At 68.9% G+C, this 17,133-nt stretch carries 19 protein-coding genes; 11 read left to right on the top strand and 8 right to left on the bottom strand.

What is annotated here, in order from left to right:
- Window positions 1-3 precede the first annotated feature (3 nt).
- From BUS84_RS08025 to BUS84_RS08005, 5 genes are all read right to left on the bottom strand, one after another.
- A complete protein-coding gene (locus BUS84_RS08025) occupies window positions 4-1,143 on the bottom strand; it encodes a thiolase family protein (protein WP_074310125.1) in 1,140 nt (379 codons plus the stop codon).
- Complete coding sequence (locus BUS84_RS08020) at window positions 1,140-2,420, bottom strand: CaiB/BaiF CoA transferase family protein (protein ID WP_074310123.1); 1,281 nt, start codon at window positions 2,418-2,420, stop codon at window positions 1,140-1,142. The genes BUS84_RS08025 and BUS84_RS08020 overlap by 4 nt, the downstream gene beginning before the upstream one ends.
- Window positions 2,417-3,472, bottom strand: a complete 1,056-nt coding sequence (locus BUS84_RS08015; RefSeq protein ID WP_074310121.1) for a CoA transferase — start codon at window positions 3,470-3,472, stop codon at window positions 2,417-2,419. The genes BUS84_RS08020 and BUS84_RS08015 overlap by 4 nt, the downstream gene beginning before the upstream one ends.
- Window positions 3,472-4,917: an aldehyde dehydrogenase gene (locus BUS84_RS08010; RefSeq protein WP_208869552.1), complete on the bottom strand. Its 1,446-nt coding sequence runs from the start codon at window positions 4,915-4,917 to the stop codon at window positions 3,472-3,474. The genes BUS84_RS08015 and BUS84_RS08010 overlap by 1 nt, the downstream gene beginning before the upstream one ends.
- Window positions 4,918-5,017: 100 nt before the next feature.
- Window positions 5,018-5,923 (bottom strand): NAD(P)-dependent oxidoreductase, encoded by a 906-nt coding sequence (locus BUS84_RS08005; protein ID WP_074310117.1) that lies wholly within the window; start codon window positions 5,921-5,923, stop codon window positions 5,018-5,020.
- Window positions 5,924-6,251: 328 nt separating this feature from the next.
- Here BUS84_RS08005 and BUS84_RS08000 point away from each other — a divergent pair, with 328 nt between their 5' ends.
- From BUS84_RS08000 to BUS84_RS41185, 6 genes are all read left to right on the top strand, one after another.
- On the top strand, window positions 6,252-6,644 hold the full coding sequence (locus BUS84_RS08000; RefSeq protein ID WP_074312302.1) for a carboxymuconolactone decarboxylase family protein: 393 nt from the start codon (window positions 6,252-6,254) through the stop codon (window positions 6,642-6,644).
- Window positions 6,622-7,872, top strand: coding sequence for an ABC transporter ATP-binding protein (locus tag BUS84_RS07995; protein ID WP_208869551.1), 1,251 nt, complete (start codon window positions 6,622-6,624; stop codon window positions 7,870-7,872). The genes BUS84_RS08000 and BUS84_RS07995 overlap by 23 nt, the downstream gene beginning before the upstream one ends.
- Before the next feature lie 218 nt (window positions 7,873-8,090).
- A complete protein-coding gene (locus tag BUS84_RS07990; RefSeq protein ID WP_159450996.1) occupies window positions 8,091-9,572 on the top strand; it encodes an ABC transporter permease in 1,482 nt (493 codons plus the stop codon).
- A 79-nt stretch (window positions 9,573-9,651) separates the two neighbouring features.
- Window positions 9,652-10,764: an ABC transporter substrate-binding protein gene (locus BUS84_RS07985; protein ID WP_074310113.1), complete on the top strand. Its 1,113-nt coding sequence runs from the start codon at window positions 9,652-9,654 to the stop codon at window positions 10,762-10,764.
- Between the two features lie 58 nt (window positions 10,765-10,822).
- Window positions 10,823-11,746, top strand: coding sequence for an LLM class flavin-dependent oxidoreductase (locus BUS84_RS07980; RefSeq protein ID WP_074310111.1), 924 nt, complete (start codon window positions 10,823-10,825; stop codon window positions 11,744-11,746).
- A gap of 30 nt (window positions 11,747-11,776) precedes the next feature.
- Entirely contained in the window at window positions 11,777-12,424 is a 648-nt protein-coding gene (locus tag BUS84_RS41185) for an MmgE/PrpD family protein (protein WP_084757445.1), read from the top strand.
- A 30-nt stretch (window positions 12,425-12,454) separates the two neighbouring features.
- On the opposite strand, the gene BUS84_RS07970 is transcribed toward BUS84_RS41185, so the two are convergent.
- Complete coding sequence (locus BUS84_RS07970; RefSeq protein ID WP_074310107.1) at window positions 12,455-13,285, bottom strand: IclR family transcriptional regulator domain-containing protein; 831 nt, start codon at window positions 13,283-13,285, stop codon at window positions 12,455-12,457.
- Window positions 13,286-13,586: 301 nt separating this feature from the next.
- Between BUS84_RS07970 and BUS84_RS40605 the strand changes: the two genes are divergently transcribed.
- Together BUS84_RS40605 and BUS84_RS39680 are read left to right on the top strand one after the other, a co-directional pair.
- Window positions 13,587-13,715, top strand: coding sequence for a hypothetical protein (locus BUS84_RS40605; protein ID WP_280175106.1), 129 nt, complete (start codon window positions 13,587-13,589; stop codon window positions 13,713-13,715).
- Window positions 13,712-14,554, top strand: a complete 843-nt coding sequence (locus tag BUS84_RS39680) for a site-specific integrase (RefSeq protein ID WP_244298433.1) — start codon at window positions 13,712-13,714, stop codon at window positions 14,552-14,554. Before BUS84_RS40605 ends, BUS84_RS39680 begins: the two co-directional genes overlap by 4 nt.
- Before the next feature lie 55 nt (window positions 14,555-14,609).
- Here the strand turns inward: BUS84_RS39680 and BUS84_RS37375 are convergent, their stop codons facing one another.
- Window positions 14,610-14,792, bottom strand: coding sequence for a hypothetical protein (locus tag BUS84_RS37375; RefSeq protein WP_143728277.1), 183 nt, complete (start codon window positions 14,790-14,792; stop codon window positions 14,610-14,612).
- Window positions 14,789-15,022: a hypothetical protein gene (locus tag BUS84_RS07960; protein WP_074310105.1), complete on the bottom strand. Its 234-nt coding sequence runs from the start codon at window positions 15,020-15,022 to the stop codon at window positions 14,789-14,791. The genes BUS84_RS37375 and BUS84_RS07960 overlap by 4 nt, the downstream gene beginning before the upstream one ends.
- A 122-nt stretch (window positions 15,023-15,144) precedes the next feature.
- Here BUS84_RS07960 and BUS84_RS07955 point away from each other — a divergent pair, with 122 nt between their 5' ends.
- The 3 genes from BUS84_RS07955 to BUS84_RS39675 all read left to right on the top strand — a co-directional run bounded on the left by BUS84_RS07955 (window position 15,145) and on the right by BUS84_RS39675 (window position 17,038).
- The gene (locus BUS84_RS07955) at window positions 15,145-16,212 is read left to right on the top strand and encodes an ATP-dependent DNA ligase (protein WP_244298432.1); all 1,068 of its coding nucleotides are present in this window, start codon (window positions 15,145-15,147) and stop codon (window positions 16,210-16,212) included.
- Window positions 16,213-16,328: 116 nt separating this feature from the next.
- Window positions 16,329-16,832, top strand: a complete 504-nt coding sequence (locus BUS84_RS07950) for a DUF3800 domain-containing protein (protein WP_074310103.1) — start codon at window positions 16,329-16,331, stop codon at window positions 16,830-16,832.
- Window positions 16,796-17,038: a DUF3800 domain-containing protein gene (locus BUS84_RS39675; protein ID WP_074310101.1), complete on the top strand. Its 243-nt coding sequence runs from the start codon at window positions 16,796-16,798 to the stop codon at window positions 17,036-17,038. The genes BUS84_RS07950 and BUS84_RS39675 overlap by 37 nt, the downstream gene beginning before the upstream one ends.
- Window positions 17,039-17,133 lie beyond the last annotated feature (95 nt).

Here is a 17,133-nt window from a genome sequence, read left to right as displayed (position 1 = left end):
CGATCAGGAACGGACGAGCAGATGGGACGCGGTGATCGGCGACGCGCAGATGTACTGGACGACCTCGCAGTCGGGCACCTGGCGGGATCCCGCCTCGCCGCGCAGCTGGCGCACCGCCTCGACGTGCAAGCCCCAGCCCTGCATGTAGCTTTCCGACGTGTGGCCACCGCTGGTGTTGACCGGCAGCTCGCCGCCGAGCCCGATACGTCCGTCGCGTACCCAGTCCCAGGAGGTCCCCGGAGCGCAGTAGCCGAATCCCTCGAGCGAAAACAGGATCGTGGGCGTGAAGTTGTCGTAAATCTGGACACAGTCAACGTCTTTTGTGGACATACCCGCGGCCGAGAAGACCCGGTTGGCGACGCTGTTGCACGACTGCTGGAAAAAGTCGTCACTGGTGTAGAAGTTCGTCAGGTCACCGGAGGAGGCGGTCGCCCGGATCGTCACCATCGGCCGGTTTAGCTTCGCGGCGATGGCGGTCGACGTCAGGATCATCGCGACGCCGCCGTCGTTGATGAGGCAGTAGTCGAACAACCGCAGCGGCTCGGCGATGTAGCGGCCGTTCACGTAGTCGTCGATGGTGAGCGGAGTGCGCATCACCGCGTTCTCGTTGTGCATCGCGTGCGCGCGATTGTTGATCGCCAGTGGCGCCAACGCCAGATCGGGCGCCGAATACATCTCGCGATACCGCTGGTACATCAGGGCGACGTAGGCCCCCGGAGAGGTCATGCCGTATGAGGTGTCGTACCCCGTGGTCGGTCCACCGTCCTCCCCGCCGCCGTAGGTCGCACCGGCGCTGCGGCCGTTGTTGCCGTAGACGAGCGCGACCGTACGGGCCAGTCCGGACTGGATCGCGCCGATGGCCAGCTGCACGGCGACGGCGCTCATCCGGCCGGCGCCGTCGATGCTCTGGCAGTACGAGGGGCGGCGCAGGCCGACCAGGTCGGCCATTCGGGTGTAGTTGGGCAGCCGGGCGCAGATTAGCCCGTCGATGTCGTCGCGCTCCAGGCCGGCGTCCTCCAGCGCCGCCGTGAAGGCCCGGGCGCCCAGGGTGTACGCCGAACGGTTGGCCGTCCGGTCCTTGTAGAGCTGGCCGAACTCGGTCGTGCCGACGCCGACGATCGCTACCCCGTCGCGGGTACTCATATGGTGCTCCGTTCCTGAACTGGCGGGGTGAGTCCTTCCGAATCGCGGTCGGCGACCGCGATCACCCCGGCATCGAGTAGCTCTCGCAGTCGGTCTGGCTCCACTCCGAGTCGCGATAGGACATCAACCGTGTCCTCGCCGACTCGTGGCGCTCGTCGGTAGATGGCGGGCTGGGCTTCGCCGTCGATCGTGAACGGCCAGGAGACCTGGGCTTCCGGCTTTCCGGCGAAGGTCGGGACGGCTACGTGCAGCGTCTCGCCGCGGGCCTCCTGCTCGCCCTCGAGCTCCCAGGCCCGCAGGACGGCAGCGGCGGGGACGCCGCTGCGCTGGAGTGTGCGCATCAGTTCGGCCTTGTCGTGCTTGCGTGACCATTTGGCCAGTTCCTGCGTCAGCTCGCCGTGGTTGGCCTGCCGCGCGGCCGGGGTAGCGAACCGATCGTCGCGGGCCAACTTGGGGCGCCCGGCGACATCGAGCAGGCCACGCCACTGAGTGTCGTCGGTCAGGCTGACTGCGACCCACTCGTCCTGCCCGCGGGCGGGCAGGCACAGCCCGACCTCGCCGGGTGCCAGGTTGCCCGCGGCGACCGGGGCTACGCCGGTCAACGAGGCCATGGTGACCAGCTCGCCGATGAGGGCGACGACGGTCTCCCGCTGCGCTAGATCGACGTGGATACCCCGACCGCGTCGGCGGGCGACGAGCACACTCCACAGCGCGAGGCCGGGGGCGAGCAGGGCGACCGCCTGGTCCGGGTGGTTGACCTTGGACGTGGTCCAGGTCGGCTCTGCAGGCCCGTATCCGGTGACGGCCATCATGCCGCCGAGCGCCTCGAGCGTGCCGCCGAAGGAGACATGGTCGCGCTCCGGGCCGTCCGTTCCCTGGCTGGAGATCGACAGCCAGGAGATGCGGGGGTTCCAGCTCACGAGCGTGTCGAAGCCGAGGCCGAGCCTCTCCATCACGCCGCGCCGGAAGTTCTCGACGACCAAGTCCGCGTCCTCGACGAGACGGCGCATCAGCGCGATACCGTCCGGATGCTTTAGATCGATGGCAACCGACGTCTTGTTGCGCCCGACGACGCGGAACGGCGGGCTGGCCAGGTCCCCGGCACCGGCCTCCCCGGTGACCCCGCTCCAGTGCCGGAAGGGATCCGGCCGCCTTGGACCCTCGACCTTGACGACCGTCGCGCCGAAGTCACCAAGGAACTGCGACGTCCGACCGCCGGCTGTGATGTTGCCGAGGTCGACCACCTTGAGCCCGTCCAGCGGGCCGCGCCCGGTCATGACTGCCCCTCTCGAATGCCGTCGACGGTCCACGGGAGCCGGGGCACCGTGACCGGCACACCGTCGGCGATCCTCGTGCCGAAGAACTCGCGCGCCTTCATCTGCGGATCGTCGGCCAACTCGTCCATGCCCAGCACGGATCCGGCCGGGATGTGCCGGGCCTGGCTGAGGTGGTAGAGCTCCTTGCGGGGCAACCGGCGGCTGAAGTCGTTCATGATGGCGGCGAATTCCGTGCGATGCTTGTCCCGACCGAGCTGGGTCGCGAACCGTTCGTCCTCCAGGCGGGCGTCGGCGACGAGCGCCTTAACCTCGGGCCACTCCTCGTCGCGGTAGTAGAAGCCCACGTAGCCGTCCGCGCACTGGAGAACGAGCGGGCCGCTGTCGGAGCCGCGCTGCAGGACGATGCCACGGTCGGCGTAGTAGACGTGGCTCTTCCAGTCGAGGTAGGCCACGGTGCGTACAGCCGAGGTCTCCACAAGCGCGCCCAGGCCCGACGTCTCGCGGGCGAACAGGCCCGTCATGACCGCGGTGAACAGCGCCAAACCGGCGGAGTACTCCGCCTGGCTGCCGCCCAGCCGCAGCGGCTCGCGGTCCCGTTCGCCGATCACGCTGAGCAGACCCCCAAGGGCGAGCGCGAGCAGGTCGCCACCGACGTACGAGCCGTACTCGCCCGAGCGACCAAACACCGTGGCGAGGGCGACGACCAGCTGCGGGCGCGTCGCCCGCAGGCCGGCAGCGTCGGCGCCGAGCAGCGCGACGAGGTCGGCGTCCGAGCCGGAGAGCACGACGTCAACCCCGTCCAGCACGGCCTCGGCACTAGCATCCGCGCCGGCGGACACCACGCGGATGGACTTGCCGTGATCGAGATAGAGCGACTCGGCCTTGCCCAGCGCAGCGCGGTCCGCGTCGCCGACGTCGCCTGTGTCGGTCACGACCAGTTTGGTTACGGTCGCGCCGACGCCGGAGAGCAGGTAGCCGCATGCAGCCGTCCGCGTCGTATGCCCGACTTCGAGGACCCGCAAGGCGAGGGCTTGAGGGGTGGCGGTGTCCATCAGCCGATGGTGAAGGGGTCGCGGGTCGCGCCGGTGAGCTCGATCCAGACGGCCTTGTCGGTCAGATACTCGTGCATGGCCTCGACGCCGTTCTCCCGACCGTAGCCGCTGCGCTTGAGGCCGCCAAATGGCATCGCGTAGTTGAGCGTACGATATGCATTGATCCAGATGGTCCCGGCGACTAGCCGGCGGGCAAGGCGCAGTGCCCGTCGCACATCGGTGGTCCACACGCCGGCGGCCAGGCCGTAGTCGGTGGCGTTGGCGAGCGCGACCGCGTCCTCCTCGGTGTCGAAGACCGTCACGGCGAGGACCGGACCGAAGATCTCCTCGCGCCACACCCGGGACGTCGTGGGGAGATTCGACAAGATCGTGGGCTCGTAGAACTGCTCGATCTCGCCGGTCGTCCGCCCACCGGTGACCACTGTGGCACCGTCGACCCGTGCCTGCTCCACAAAGGACGCTACCTTGTCGCGCTGGGCCGGGAAGGCGATCGGGCCCATCTCGGTCTCTGTCAGGCGGGGGTCGCCGAGCCTGATCTTGCGCGTGCGCTCGGTCAGCTTTGCCGTCACCTCGTCGGCGACGCCGCGCTGCACGAGCGCGCGCGAGCCAGCGATACAGCTCTGGCCGGCGGCGGCGAAGATGCCGGCGAGCAGTCCGTTGACCGCCGCATCCACCTCGCAGTCGTCGAAGACGATGTTCGCGGACTTGGCGCCAAGCTCGAGGGCGGTCGGCGCGAGGTGCGTCGCCGCCTGAGCGGCGATCGCCGCGCCGGTCACGCCCGATCCGGTGAAGGACACCTTGTCGATTCCCGGGTTCGACACCAGCCACTGCCCGACGTCCTTGCCCGATCCGGCGACCGTGTTGAAGACGCCCGCCGGGATACCGGCCTTGTCGACCAGCTCCGCGAACTTCAGGATCGACACCGGCGCCTGCTCGGAGGGCTTGACGACCACCGTGCAACCGGCGGCCAGCGCCGGCGCGAGCTTGAAGGTTAGGAGCAGGAGCGGCGAGTTCCACGGCAGGATGGCGGCGACGACGCCGATCGGCTCGCGCAGCACCATCCCGAAGTAGTTGTCCCGACCTGTATCGACAACCCGCCCGTCGATCTTGTCGGCGAGCCCGGCGAAGTACCGGTAGTGGGCCGGCAGGCTGCGGACCTGGTCGCGCATCTCGCGCAGCAGCTTGCCGTTGTCGCGCACCTCGCTCAGCGCGAGCTCGTCGGCCGACTCTAGGATGAGGTCGGCCAGCCGGCGCAGCGCCTCGCCCCGCTCGGCGCCCGGCAGGCGCGACCAGCGGCCGTCGTCGAACGCGACGCGAGCCGCGGCGACGGCATCGTCCACGTCGGCCTCGGTAGCCTCCGGCACCGACGCCCACGGCTGTCCGGTAAAGGGGTCGATGCTGTCGAACTGGCGAATCGCCGGCCGCCACTCGCCGCCGATGCGCATCGCGTACGTCTTGCGATCCCGCACCTGTTCCGTCATAGTTCTGTCACCCTTCCCGTGTGCGCACATATCGCGCCAGCGTCCCGACGTGCCTCCGCCGTCATCACGCGGCCGTCCACGAGATGTCGTCGATCTGGGCGTGTGCCCATTGCTCAACCATCCGCACGTAGTCGAGGGAGTCGGCGTCGGATCCGAACTGCCCCTCCGCGAGCGCGACGAGGCTCTCGATCACGCGACCGGCGAGCATCGGGGTCGTCGTGTCCTCGGCAGCGCCCATGCACAGCCGCAGGTCCTTGGCCAGGAGGCCCAGCTTGAAGCCCGACTCGAAGCGCCGCGGCACCACCAGGCGCGGGAACTTGTCGTTCACGGCCGAGTTGCGCCCGGTGCCGCGCCCGATGACGTCCAGCGCCACCCGCGGGTCGACTCCCGACTTAACGGCGAGGAGCACTGCCTCCGCGCTGACCACGATGGCGGTCGCCGACAGCAGGTTGTTGGCGAGCTTGACCACCTGTGCCTGGCCGGGTGCGGGGCCGACGCGGATCACCGAGGAGCTGAAGGTCTGCAGCAGCGGCTCGACGGTGTCGACCAGGTTCTCGTCACCGGACACCATGACAGCCAGTGTGCCCAGCTCGGCTCCCGTCACCCCACCGCTCACGGGGGCGTCGACATAGCCGACGCCGGCCGCCGCGAGCGTCGCGGCTGCGGTCCTGGCCGCCGGGCGGCCCACAGTGGACAGTTCCACGAACGTCCGCATGGCCCGCCCACCGATCAGGCCGGACTCCCCCTGCACGACCTGGGCGACGATGGCCGCCGTGGGCAGGCTACAGAGCACGGTCTCGGCCTGGTCGGACACCTCGCGGGGCGAGCCCGCCGCCTTCCCGCCATGGGAGCTGAACCGGGACAGGGCCGCCGCAGAGACGTCGTAGCCGGTGACCGTGTTGCCCGCTTCGAGTAGATGGCGCGAGATGGGTCCGCCCATCGCTCCTAAACCGACAAGTCCGATATCCATAAGCACGACTCCAGGGGGCGGGCGTAGCTGGGGCTTGCTCACTGAGCGCGCAAGTGCGCGGTAAGCGCACACCCTAGCCGCGTCGAGAGAAGCGAGTCAACACCCCGGGCGCCTCGGACGATTCCTTGACACCTCGCTGAAACAGTGGCTACGTTGCTTGCGCGCCTATCGAGCAGATGCGCGCAAAGCGCACAGCATGAGGGCGTACCCCTCCAACCCTCGAAGAGTTTGGGCCGGACCTACCAGCCAATCGATGCGGAACGACCGGACAAACGGCATAGACCGGACCCGGCATGGGCCGGGCCACCACGTGAAGACGGAGCTTGTGATGCTCAACGAAGACCGTTTCGCTGCTGGCACGGCGGCGCGCCGACGCGTCCTCGGCGACGAATACGTGAATCGCTCCCTGGCGAGCGCCTCGGAATTCGGACGCCCGCTGCAAGAGCTCGTCACCGAGTACTGCTGGGGTTGGCTGTGGAACAGGGACGGTCTGCCGGACCGCGTCCGCAGTCTGATCAACCTCGGCATGCTGGCCGCCCTCGGGCGCGAGCACGAACTCCGCCTGCACGTGGCCGGCGCCCTACGCAACGGGTGCACCAAGGAGGAGATCCAGGAGGCCCTCCTGCACGCGGGCATCTACGCCGGTGTCCCAGCTGCGGTGTCGGCGTTCCGTATTGCCCAAGACGTCATTGCCGACCATGATCACCCAACGCACTCGTGACGGCGGGTCGCGTGCCTCGGCGCGCGACCGCGTCCCAGCCGGTACCCGGGGCCGCCACCCGGACAGTGACGGAGGGGAGCATATGACCTCGGCAGACGCCAACGTCTCGGTCGAGATAACCGCGTTGCGCAAGACGTTCAACGGCAAGGCCGCCGTGGACGGGGTGGACCTTTCGGTTAGACAAGGCGAGACTCTCGTCCTGCTCGGCCCCTCCGGCTGTGGCAAGACAACGACGATGCGCTCAATCGTGGGCCTTGAGGACCCGGATGAAGGCCGCATCACAATCGATGGCCGGGTCGTCTTCGACTCCTCGAAGCGGCTGCATATCCCAGCCAACGAGCGCGGGATCGGCATGGTCTTCCAGTCCTACGCGATCTGGCCGCACATGACCGTCCGCCAGAACGTCCAGTTCTCGTTGAAGATCCAGAAGCTGGCCAAGCGCGAGTCCGACGAGCGGGTCGACCGGACCCTCGAGTTGCTCGGCCTGACCGAGCTCGGGCCACGACCGGCGAGCCTGCTGAGCGGTGGGCAGATGCAGCGGGTCGCGCTTGCCCGCAGCCTCGCGATGCGCCCAAGCGTGCTGGTGCTCGACGAGCCGCTGAGTAACCTCGACGCCCGCCTGCGCGAGCGGCTGCGGATCGAGCTGAAGGAGCTGCATGAGTCGCTGAAGACCACAAGCATCTACGTCACGCACGACCAGGGGGAGGCACTAGCCCTCGCCGATCGCATCGGGGTCATGCACGACGGGAAGATCGTCCAGCTGACTGACCCAGTGACCCTCTACCGGCGGCCAGCGACGCAGTTCGTGGCCGACTTCCTCGGTGCCACCAACTTCCTCCCCGGCGTCCTGGCCACTGGCAAGGACGGCACCGGCTGCGGGGTCAGGTGGGGCACCGATGACGGCCAGAGCGCCGCGACCGTGCAGACGACCTGCCCGATGCGTGGCGCTGTGGGCGACAAGGTCACCCTGTCGATCCGGCCGGAGGCGATCGGCATCGCGGCGGCGGGGGGCGAGCCCGCCGCGGACAACACCGTCGAGGGCGTCGTCGCCGTCGCCAGCTTTATGGGCGACCACACGCAGTACGTCGTCGAGTCTTCCGCCGGACAGCGGATCCAGGTCAAGCGGACCGGCAATGACGACCTGCTCGAGCGCGGCACGAAGGTGCGGCTGACGCTCCCGCCGGCGGCGGTACGAGTCTTCGACATCGAGGGGCAGGCATGGTACTGAACCTGACCGCTCATGCCGCCCGCGCCAAACGCGTCTCGCCGGTCGTCATCCTCGGCGCGATCCTGGCGGTCCTCGTCCTGGTCCCAGTCGGCACCCTGATCCTCACGTCGTTCCTCGATTCACCACCGCGGCCGGGATCCCCGCTCGGGAACTTCACACTCGAGAACTACCGGGCGCTGTGGGGCACGGGCACCGCCACCGCGGCCCTGCACACGATCGTGGTCAGCACCTTCGGCTGCCTCGGCGCGTTGGCCATCGGTGGCGGGCTGGCGTGGCTCGCCACCCGCACCGACGCACCTGCACCGTGGCTGATCCACCTTGCCGGGTTCATGCCGCTGTTCATCTCGCTGCTGATCGCGTCCTTGGCGTGGAGCCTGCTGGCCTCGCCCGAGGTCGGGTACCTCAATATCGTGCTGGACAGCATCGGCATCGGATGGAACCTCAACGTCTACAGTCTCCCTGGCATGATCGGGATCTTCGCGCTGTACTACTCGCCGTATGCCTACATCCTGATCGGCAGCGCGTTGACCGTCATGAACCCCGAGATTGAGGAATCCGCGCAGGTCCACGGCGCGAAGCGATTCACCGTCCTGCGCAACGTCACCTTCCCGCTGTTGACGCCGGCGGTGATCGCCGCGGCGCTGCTGGTCTTCGTGCTGATCGCGGAGAACTTCGACGTCGTTCAGATCCTCGGCGTGCCCAACGGCATCGAGACCCTGTCGTCACGGATCTACAACCTGATGGTCTCCTACCGGCCGAACCAGAACCAGGCCGCCGCGGTCGGGGTGGCGCTCATGGTCGTGGTCTTCGGCGTGGTCGCGCTCCAGAACCGCATTCTCAAGCGCAACGACTACGCGACCGTTACGGGCAAGGGCTATCGGCCCCGCAAGATGCCGCTCGGCAAATGGCGTTGGCTCGCCCTCGTCGCGACGATCTTGTATCTGTTCATCGCGGTGGTGCTGCCGATGCTCGCGCTCGTCGTGAGCGCGCTGCGTCGCAGCCAGTACGTCGGCTCGGTGGGGGACCTGTTCGACACCTCGGTGCTGAGCACCGCCCGGTTCAGCAGTACGCTCGAGTCGGATGACTTCTACCTCGGCCTGCAGAACAGCATGGTTGTGTCGCTCGGCGCGGCGATCCTCGGCGGGTTGCTGTTCTTTGCCGTCGCGTTCGTGGTGAACAAGACCAACGTTCCGGGCCGGCAGGTCCTCAGCTACATCTCGGCGATGCCGCTCGCGATGCCCGCCCTCGTGGTGGGTCTCGGCTTCCTATGGACGTGGACGCGCAGCCCGATCCCGCTCTACGGCACGCTCTACATCCTGGTCCTGGCCTCGGTGACGAGGTTCCTCCCTCAGGGATACCAGGGCATGAGCTCGGGGTTGTCCCAAATCGGACGCGACCTCGAGGACAGCGCCTACACCCATGGCGCGACACGGATTCGCGCCGCGCGCAGCATCACGTTACCCCTCGTGCGGGCGGGCGTCGGATCGACACTGTTCCTCGTCTTCATCCTCGCCTTCCGCGAGTTGTCAACAACGCTGCTGCTCTTCACCACCAAGACGCAAACCCTGTCCATCCTCATCTACCACCAGTGGGACAACGGCTCGTGGCAGTCGGTGTCCTGCCTCGCGCTCATCTTCAGCGCGGTGCTCTTCGCGGTCGGCCTCCTGGGCCGGGCCCTGTTCGGCCTGGGCAAGACGTGATCGCCGCTTGCTTACTACGTCCGCACCGATATCCGTCTCTATTACCGATCCCCGTAGATAGCGCGAAAGGACCAAGGCCATGAGGCTCCGTCTGGCTCGCATTGGCGCGGCTCTGATCGGCTGCACGCTCCTAGCGACAGCCTGCGGCTCCGGTGACTCCAGCACCGCCGCAACCGATGAAGCAGGTCGACTCGTCGTCAACGGCGAGGTCATCGCGGACGCGGCACTACTCGACGCCGCGAAGGCCGAGGGCAGGGTGAGCCTGTACACCGCGTACCTGCAGGACGTGGCGCAGAAGTTCACCGACGACTTCACCAAGCAGACCGGCATCGACGTCGAGTCCGTGCGGCTCACCCCGACCCAGCTCCAGGAGCGGACCATCTCCGAGGGGGGCGCGAAGCTGCTCGGCGCGGATGTCATCCAGACTAGCGACCCGCTCAACAACTCAGCCCTGGTTGATGCCGGCGTCATCAAGTGCGACGTACTTGACGAGGCATTCACCGCAACGATCGACGACCGCTACCTGGACCCAAAGGGCTGCGCCTACCCGACGACGGTTTCCACGATGGTGATCGCCTACAACACCGCAGTACTCGGCAGTACCACGCCGCCGAAGACCTGGCAGGACCTGCTCAAGCCGGAATACAAGGGCAAGATCGGCGTGCTCATCGCTGGCGTCGGCGGCAGCGCCTGGTCCAACTTCATGTATCTGCGCGAAAAATTCGGCGTGGAGTACTGGGAGAATCTGGCGGCGCAGAACGTCAAGATCCAGACATCGAGCGCGACCCTCGGTCCTCAGGTCGAGCGGGGCGAGATCCCGATCGGCATCGTCTCCGCCTCGACCGCCATGACCTCCAAGGCGAACGGGGCACCGGTCGACTTCGTCCTGCCCTCGGACGGCCTCGCCGATTACGGCACCTACACGCTGCTGTCAGAGCCGAGCGTCGTGAAGGACTCCCACCCGAACGCGGCCCAACTCTTCCGCAACTGGCTCTACTCGAAGGCCGGGCAGGAGTCGGTCGCGGCCGCGAACGGCGGCGCCTGGGCGGTCCGAACCGACGCTGCGGCGCCGGAGGGCCTGCCCGCCTACACCGACCTGCCGATGGTCGTGCTCGACCTCGACCAATGGCGGCGGGTCCAGGAGGACTGGGTCGCGGAGTGGAACGACATCTTCAACTACCAGGCCAACTGACCCGGGTACCACCCGACAACATTCCCAACGCAATTCCAGCTATCGAGGAGTTAGCCACGTGACGGGCAAGTTCCCGGTCGACTTCGGTTTCATGCTCCCTCAGGTGTTCACCGAGACCGCGGTCGACCTGAAGGTCGTCGAGACAGTGGCTGTGCGGGCCGAGCAAGCGGGCCTCCACAGCCTCTGGACCCAGGCGCAGGTCGTCGGCAAGGCCGACGTGCTGGAGCCGTTGACGCTGCTGAGCTACGTGGCCGCCATGACCAACCGGATCCGGCTGGGCACGTCTGTGCTCATCGTCACCGAGCACACACCGGTGCAGTTGGCCAAGCTGGTCTCCTCACTTGACGTGATCTCCAACGGTCGAGTGATGGTCGGGCTGGGGATGGGCGCGCCGCTGCTGCGATTGCAGATGGGCGGCTTCGAGATGGACCGGCCGGTACGGCGGCTCATCGAGACAGCCGACATCCTCAAAGCCCTGTTCTCCGACGGCCCTGCAAACTACCAGGGCCGGATCTGGCAACTCAACGATGTCGACATGAACCCGAAGCCGCGACAGCGGCCGACGCCGCCGATCTGGCTCGGCGGACGCCATCCGGACGGCCTGCGACGTGCGGTCAAGCACGGCACAGGCTGGATGGGGCCGGGTGGTGCCTCCACGGCGGACTTCGGCAGCTACGTCCAGCAGATTCGGCAGATCCTTGCCGAACAAGGCCGTGACCCGGCCCAGTTCACCATTGCCAAACGCATCTACATCGCAGTGGAGGGCAACCGGGCCGAGGCTGAGCGCCGGATCAAGGACCGGTTCGAGGTGTACTCCAAGAACGGGGACAAGGGCACCGAGGTCAGCGTCTACGGCACCGCCGACGACGTGGCCGCGGGCATCCAGGAGGTCATCGACCTCGGGGCGCAGCTCGTCGTCCTCAACCCGCTGTATGACTTCGTCAGGCAGCAGGAAGCACTCTTCGAGATCATCAACACGTAACGCCGGGAACGAACGAACGAACCACCGTGGATGAGGTCGCACGAGTCGTCGTCGACTTCGCCGCGGGACTTGAGTACATCGATCTGTCTGACGAGGTGGGGCGAGCAGCTGCGGTGCGGCCGTTCGACTCCGTGGTTGCGCACTCGGTGCGGCGTTGAGCCCGACTGCCCGCGCGGCGGTGGCGGTCGCCGCCCCGCCAGGGACACGGGGCGTCGGCCGGATCCTGGGGTGGCGTCGGCCGGGGCTCCGGCCGACGCCGCCTTCGTCAACACCGTGCTGATCCGCTATCTGGACTTCAACGACTGGGCGCCGAACCTCCACCCGAGCGACTGCCTCGGCGGGCTGCTCGCCTTCGCCGACGAACCCGGTGTCGACGGCCGACGCCTCCTCACCGCAACCGTCGTCGCGTACGAGGTGCTCATCGGCCTGACGCGGGCCATGCGCCCGCGAGACATCGTCGCCACCGTCCGCGCCCCGGACCCACCGTGGGGCCGAGGTGACCGTTGCCGGGGCCGCCCGCCACCGCAACGACCCGCGACCTGCCGAGCACCTGCGGGCCAAGTTCGTCGACCTTGCGGCAGCCTTGGAGCCGGCACGGGCATCGGGGCCGGATGCCGTCGCGGAGGCCTGGTGGGACGTGAGCCGCCCGGACGGTCTCGCCCACGCGCTAGGGGCTGATCGGCGGCGCCTGACCGGCTCGCGTGCTTGTCACACCCCGCCCGAACCGCCGAACAGCAGGCTGAGCTCCCGGCTGCACTCGAGCAGGCGTGCCCGGGTCACCGCGATGTGCTCGGACGACTCGTCGTGCTTGCCATGGATCGACACGTTCAGCGCCGCCACGACCCGCCGTCCGGGGCCATAGATCGGGGCCGCGATGCCCACAACGCCGACCGCGAGCTCGTCCTCGACCAGCGACCAGCCCTGGGCGCGGACCCGCTTGAGCTCGGCCCGCAACTCCTCGACCGAGGTGATCGTCTGGGGCGTGTAGGCCCGTAGCTCCACACGGTCGAGGTACGCCTCGAGCTTGTCGTCGTCCTCGTTCGCGAGGATCACGCGACCCATCGACGAGGCGAAGGCCGGGATGCGTCCACCGACCGGCACCGACACAGACACCGGCTTGCGGGTCGTCCGCGCAACGCAGACAACGTCGGTGCCATCCATCACACCGGCGAGGATGTTCTCGTCGACCTCGGCGCTGAAGGCCTGCATCACCGGTAACGCGTAGTCCCAGGGGTAGAGCGAAGACAGGTATGCATAGCCGAGCTCAAGGACCTTCGGCCGCAACGAGTAGCGGGCGTGCTCCGACCGGACATAGCCGAGGTCCTCGAGCGTCAACAGGACCCGGCGGGCGGCCGCCCGGCTGAGCTGGGCGTTCTTGGCGACCTCGGAGACCGACATGGTCGCGTGCTGGCGCGAGAAGCCTCGGAGCACGGCGAGCCCACGGGTGAGGGACTGCAGGCGGTCGCCGGAACGGGTCTGCGGCGCTTCGGCGGGGGCAGAAGCACCGTCGTCGTCCGGATCTGAGAGCGATTGCACCATTCCACTCAGTCGTCATCTTTCGGACGGGCGCCGGCCTGGAGATCGGGTCCATGGACGTCAACAGAATAGCAGAGCGGCCGCTGTCACAGCATGTTCAGTGGGGCCATTAGGTGACCAGTGTCTTCTCCGGAATCCAGCCGGGCCAGGGTGCCCCCACGCACTGTTCGTCGCGTACCAGCCGGCCGATGCCTTCCGTGTCGAGCATTGTCCACAGCGGCTGCGCCGACACCGGGGTGCCTTCCGAGGCACGCGGCGGCGATCTCGGTGACCGACTGGTGCTACGCCCGTAACGCCAGGGCTGGTGCGGCTCGGCGTCGCCCTGGGCCTCATCGACCCGACCGTGCTCGACGCCGGCCCCGACTGGCTGGGCTTGCACGCCAGCTACCAGGACATGCTCGCCGCCACCGACACCCGCCCGGAGACGCCGTGACCCCGACCGCCAGCACCGACCTCATGACCCCGGCCACCGTGGACAGCCGGCGCGGGGTGCGCCTGCCCGCCGGACTCGCCGACGCCGCCGGACTGCATCCCGGCGCCATCGTCGTGTTGCCCGGCACAGCCCCGGGCGAACTCGTCCTGGCCACCCCGGCCGCCGCGCTGGCCCGCCTGCGCCGCGACCTCGTCGAGGCCCTGCGCATGGCCGGCCGCTACCCGAACCTGACCGCCGCGCTCAGCGGCCACACCGCCGGCCGGGCCGCCGTCGCGCCGGCCGCAGGCTGCCCGGCCCCGGCGGGCTTGCCGGCCGGCGGGCCGGTCCTGGTCGACACCGCGGTGCTCACCGGCAAACCGGCTGCCGAAGCGGTGATTCCGCTGCTGCCGCGGCTGCAGCTGACCGATGCGGTCACCGACGATCCCCGGTTCCGCCGCATCCGCGACGGGGTGCGCCGCCTGCACGGCCGGCCCGTGGAGGGCAAGGCCGCGGTCACGCTGCCGCTGCTGGCCGCCATGCTCGCCACCCGCCCCGCCGGCCCGCCGCCCGGTAACGAGGCACCGCTGGAGCAGCGACGCGACCACCTGGCCGCGCTGCGCGACCGTTGCCTGTTGAGCCTCGGCTTCTTCGCCGGCCTGCGCCGCGAGGAACTGGCTGGCCTGCCGGTAGACCACGTGCAGCCGGTCCAGGAGGGACTGCGGCTGCTCATCGCGCGATCCAAGGCCGGCTCAAGTGGACCTCTCAGCCGGAGCCCAGGACGTGGAGGCGACGGTTCTGCTGCCAAAGAAGCTGGTCATGCCCGTCGGCCAGGTCCCGCCCGGTCGTCACCGACGGCATGAAGAGCAGGACGAGGAGGCGCTGCGGGTGCTCAGGGCGGCGAACGGGCTGGAGGCTCTACCACCCGAGTAGCCCGGGCCCTCGCAGGACCCGCAGCTCTACCCGGATCTCGTTGAGGCGCGGCCCGCCGCCGTACCGCAGCTGCAAGCCTTCCCGCCGCGCGGTGGCCACCTCGAAGACGATCACGCCCGGCGGCCCGGCCGGCTCGGTCGGCCTCTCCCCCTCACTGGGCCCGCTCATTTGATCTTCGTGGTGTAGCCGAGCAGCTGCCCGACCCGCTGCCGGGTCACTCCGGTCCGTTCGGCGATCTCGGCGTCGGTCAGCCCGGCGCGGTCCAGGTCCTCGAGCGCGGCCCGGCGGATCTGCGAGAGGGCCGTGATCGCGCGCTGGTGCTCGGTGATGAGCTCGCCGGCGCGGCGGGCCCGCTCACCGGGGCCCGTGATGGTGGCCACCGCCTCGAGCTCGTCCACGCCGCGATCCTCCCCCGGCGGTTGTTCCCTCGCCAAGGTGACATCGGGGTGACACGGCTGCCCGCCGAGCGTCCTCTCCCCCACGATGCGGAGGTGAGAAGCGTTCACGGTCGGCGCCGGCGGTGAGCCCGGCCCGGCGCCGGGCCAGCGCGGCGGCGGATCCTGTGCTGCGCCGGCCGGTCACGCCGATGCTCGCCACGCCGGTCGACGCCGTGCCCGAGGGCCCCGACCTCGTACACCAGCCCAAGTGGGACGGCTGGAGGTGCATCGCCTTCCGGGAGGCCGACGGGGTGTACCTGCAGTCGCGGGCCGGCCGGAACCTCACCACCTACTTCCCGGACATCACCCGGGCGATCCGGACGCTCCCGGCCGGGGTGGTGCTGGACGGTGAGCTGATCGTGTGGCAGCGCGGCCGGACGAACTTCGCGCTGCTGCAGCGGCGGATCACCGCCGGCCGCGGGCTCCTGCGCCTGGTCCACGACTGCCCCGCCCACTACGTGCTGTTCGATCTGCTGACTGACGCCGGCGGCGAGGTGATCGTCGACCGGCCGCTGTCGGAGCGGCAGGCCCGGCTCGAGCAGCTACTCGTCGACGCGCCGCCCCAGCTGACTGTGACCCCCGAGACGACGGACATGCGGCAGGTCGCGGACTGGCTGCTGAACTGGACCGTCGCGGCCGGCATCGAGGGCGTGGTCACCAAGCGGCTCTCGGGGCGCTACGAGATGGGCAAGCGCGGCTGGTGGAAGTCTCGGACCAGGCTCGTGACCGAGGCGATCGTCGGCGGGGTGACCGGCAGCATCCACAACCCGGTCACGGTCCTGCTGGGGAGGTTCGATCGGAGGGGCCGGCTGCGGTACACCGGGCGGACCCACCCGCTGACCTCCGCCCAGCGGGAGCAGCTCGCCGGGATGCTGTCTCTGCTGCACCCGCAGCAGCACCGCCTGGCCGCCGCGGTGCACCCGTGGCCGGAGCCGCTGCCGGCGTCCTGGTCGGGGCAGCTGGAGGGGCCGGAGCCGCTGCGGTACGTGCAGGTGGAGCCGACGGTGGTGGCAGAGATCGACGCCGACGTCGCCTTCGAGCACGGGCGGTGGCGGCATCGGGTGCGGTACGCGCGGGCCCGGCCGGACATGTCGGTGTACGACGTGCCGCTGCTGCTTGGTGAAGAGGAGGGCTACTTCGGCGTGCCGTAGCCGTGGTCGCACCGCTGGCGCACGGGCCAGAGACGGAGGACTTGCGTGCGCCGGCCCGGACTCGACACACACACGTAGTGGCTGCCCGCCGGTCAGAACCGTTCGTACCTCGGCTCGTGCTGCTCACCTACGTCGACGAGTCGTTCACAGCCAGCGTCTACTGGATCGGCGCCCTGATGGTGCCGGACGCCGTCGCGATCCCGCTAAGCGAAGCGCTTGACCAGGTGGTGACCGACGCGGTGAAGGCCTACGGCGTGCCGGTCGACGCCGAGCTCCACGGCTACGACATCTTCCACGGCCGAAAGGCGTGGAGGGGTGTGCCGCCTCGCGCGCGGATCGCGGTCTACAGGGCTGCTATGGCAGCCATCGGCGCTCAGGACGAGGTGGCGATCATCCTGCGCGGTGTGAAGCGGGAGCAGCTAAACAAGCGGTACACCTACCCGCGGCCGGCTCACGAGGTGGTGCTGTCGCACGTGCTGGAGCGAATCGACGGGTACGCCACATCGCGAGAGGAGTACGCGCTGGTCATCGCCGACGAGTTGCACGACCAGGCAGCCCATCGGGCTGACCTGGACGGTATCGAGTGGCGGGCACCGGCGGCTACCGGTCGCGGAAGCTGACCCGGATCGTCGACACGCTGCACTTCGCGCCGTCCCACGCGAGCCGCCTGGTGCAGGCGGTGGACTTGGTGACGTTCCTGTTTCAGCGGCTGGAGATCCCCGGCACCGACCCGCATGCCGCCGCAGTGAACGAACAGCTATGGGCACTCGTCGAGCCTCGGCGCTATCACTCGCACCGCTGGAATCCGATGACCCACCCGCACTGATCCGGATGCACGAGAGGCCCGCATCAGCGGGCCTCAAGGCGGGCGCGGGAGCCCGGAAGGGCGTCCTGCGGTCTTTAGGCTAGCAGGACTTTGTG

Source organism: Micromonospora cremea (assembly GCF_900143515.1).
Classification (GTDB): domain Bacteria; phylum Actinomycetota; class Actinomycetes; order Mycobacteriales; family Micromonosporaceae; genus Micromonospora; species Micromonospora cremea.
This window is presented reverse-complemented; position numbering and strand designations above follow the sequence as displayed.

Coding starts and splice junctions, on each gene's coding strand:
- BUS84_RS08025 (WP_074310125.1), bottom strand. CDS start 1,143: ATGAGTACCCGCGACGGGGTAGCGATCGTCGGCGTCGGCACGACCGAG.
- BUS84_RS08020 (WP_074310123.1), bottom strand. CDS start 2,420: ATGACCGGGCGCGGCCCGCTGGACGGGCTCAAGGTGGTCGACCTCGGC.
- BUS84_RS08015 (WP_074310121.1), bottom strand. CDS start 3,472: ATGGACACCGCCACCCCTCAAGCCCTCGCCTTGCGGGTCCTCGAAGTC.
- BUS84_RS08010 (WP_208869552.1), bottom strand. CDS start 4,917: ATGCGCATCGGCGGCGAGTGGCGGCCGGCGATTCGCCAGTTCGACAGC.
- BUS84_RS08005 (WP_074310117.1), bottom strand. CDS start 5,923: ATGGATATCGGACTTGTCGGTTTAGGAGCGATGGGCGGACCCATCTCG.
- BUS84_RS08000 (WP_074312302.1), top strand. CDS start 6,252: ATGCTCAACGAAGACCGTTTCGCTGCTGGCACGGCGGCGCGCCGACGC.
- BUS84_RS07995 (WP_208869551.1), top strand. CDS start 6,622: ATGATCACCCAACGCACTCGTGACGGCGGGTCGCGTGCCTCGGCGCGC.
- BUS84_RS07985 (WP_074310113.1), top strand. CDS start 9,652: ATGAGGCTCCGTCTGGCTCGCATTGGCGCGGCTCTGATCGGCTGCACG.
- BUS84_RS41185 (WP_084757445.1), top strand. CDS start 11,777: ATGAGGTCGCACGAGTCGTCGTCGACTTCGCCGCGGGACTTGAGTACA.
- BUS84_RS07970 (WP_074310107.1), bottom strand. CDS start 13,285: ATGGTGCAATCGCTCTCAGATCCGGACGACGACGGTGCTTCTGCCCCC.
- BUS84_RS37375 (WP_143728277.1), bottom strand. CDS start 14,792: ATGAGCGGGCCCAGTGAGGGGGAGAGGCCGACCGAGCCGGCCGGGCCG.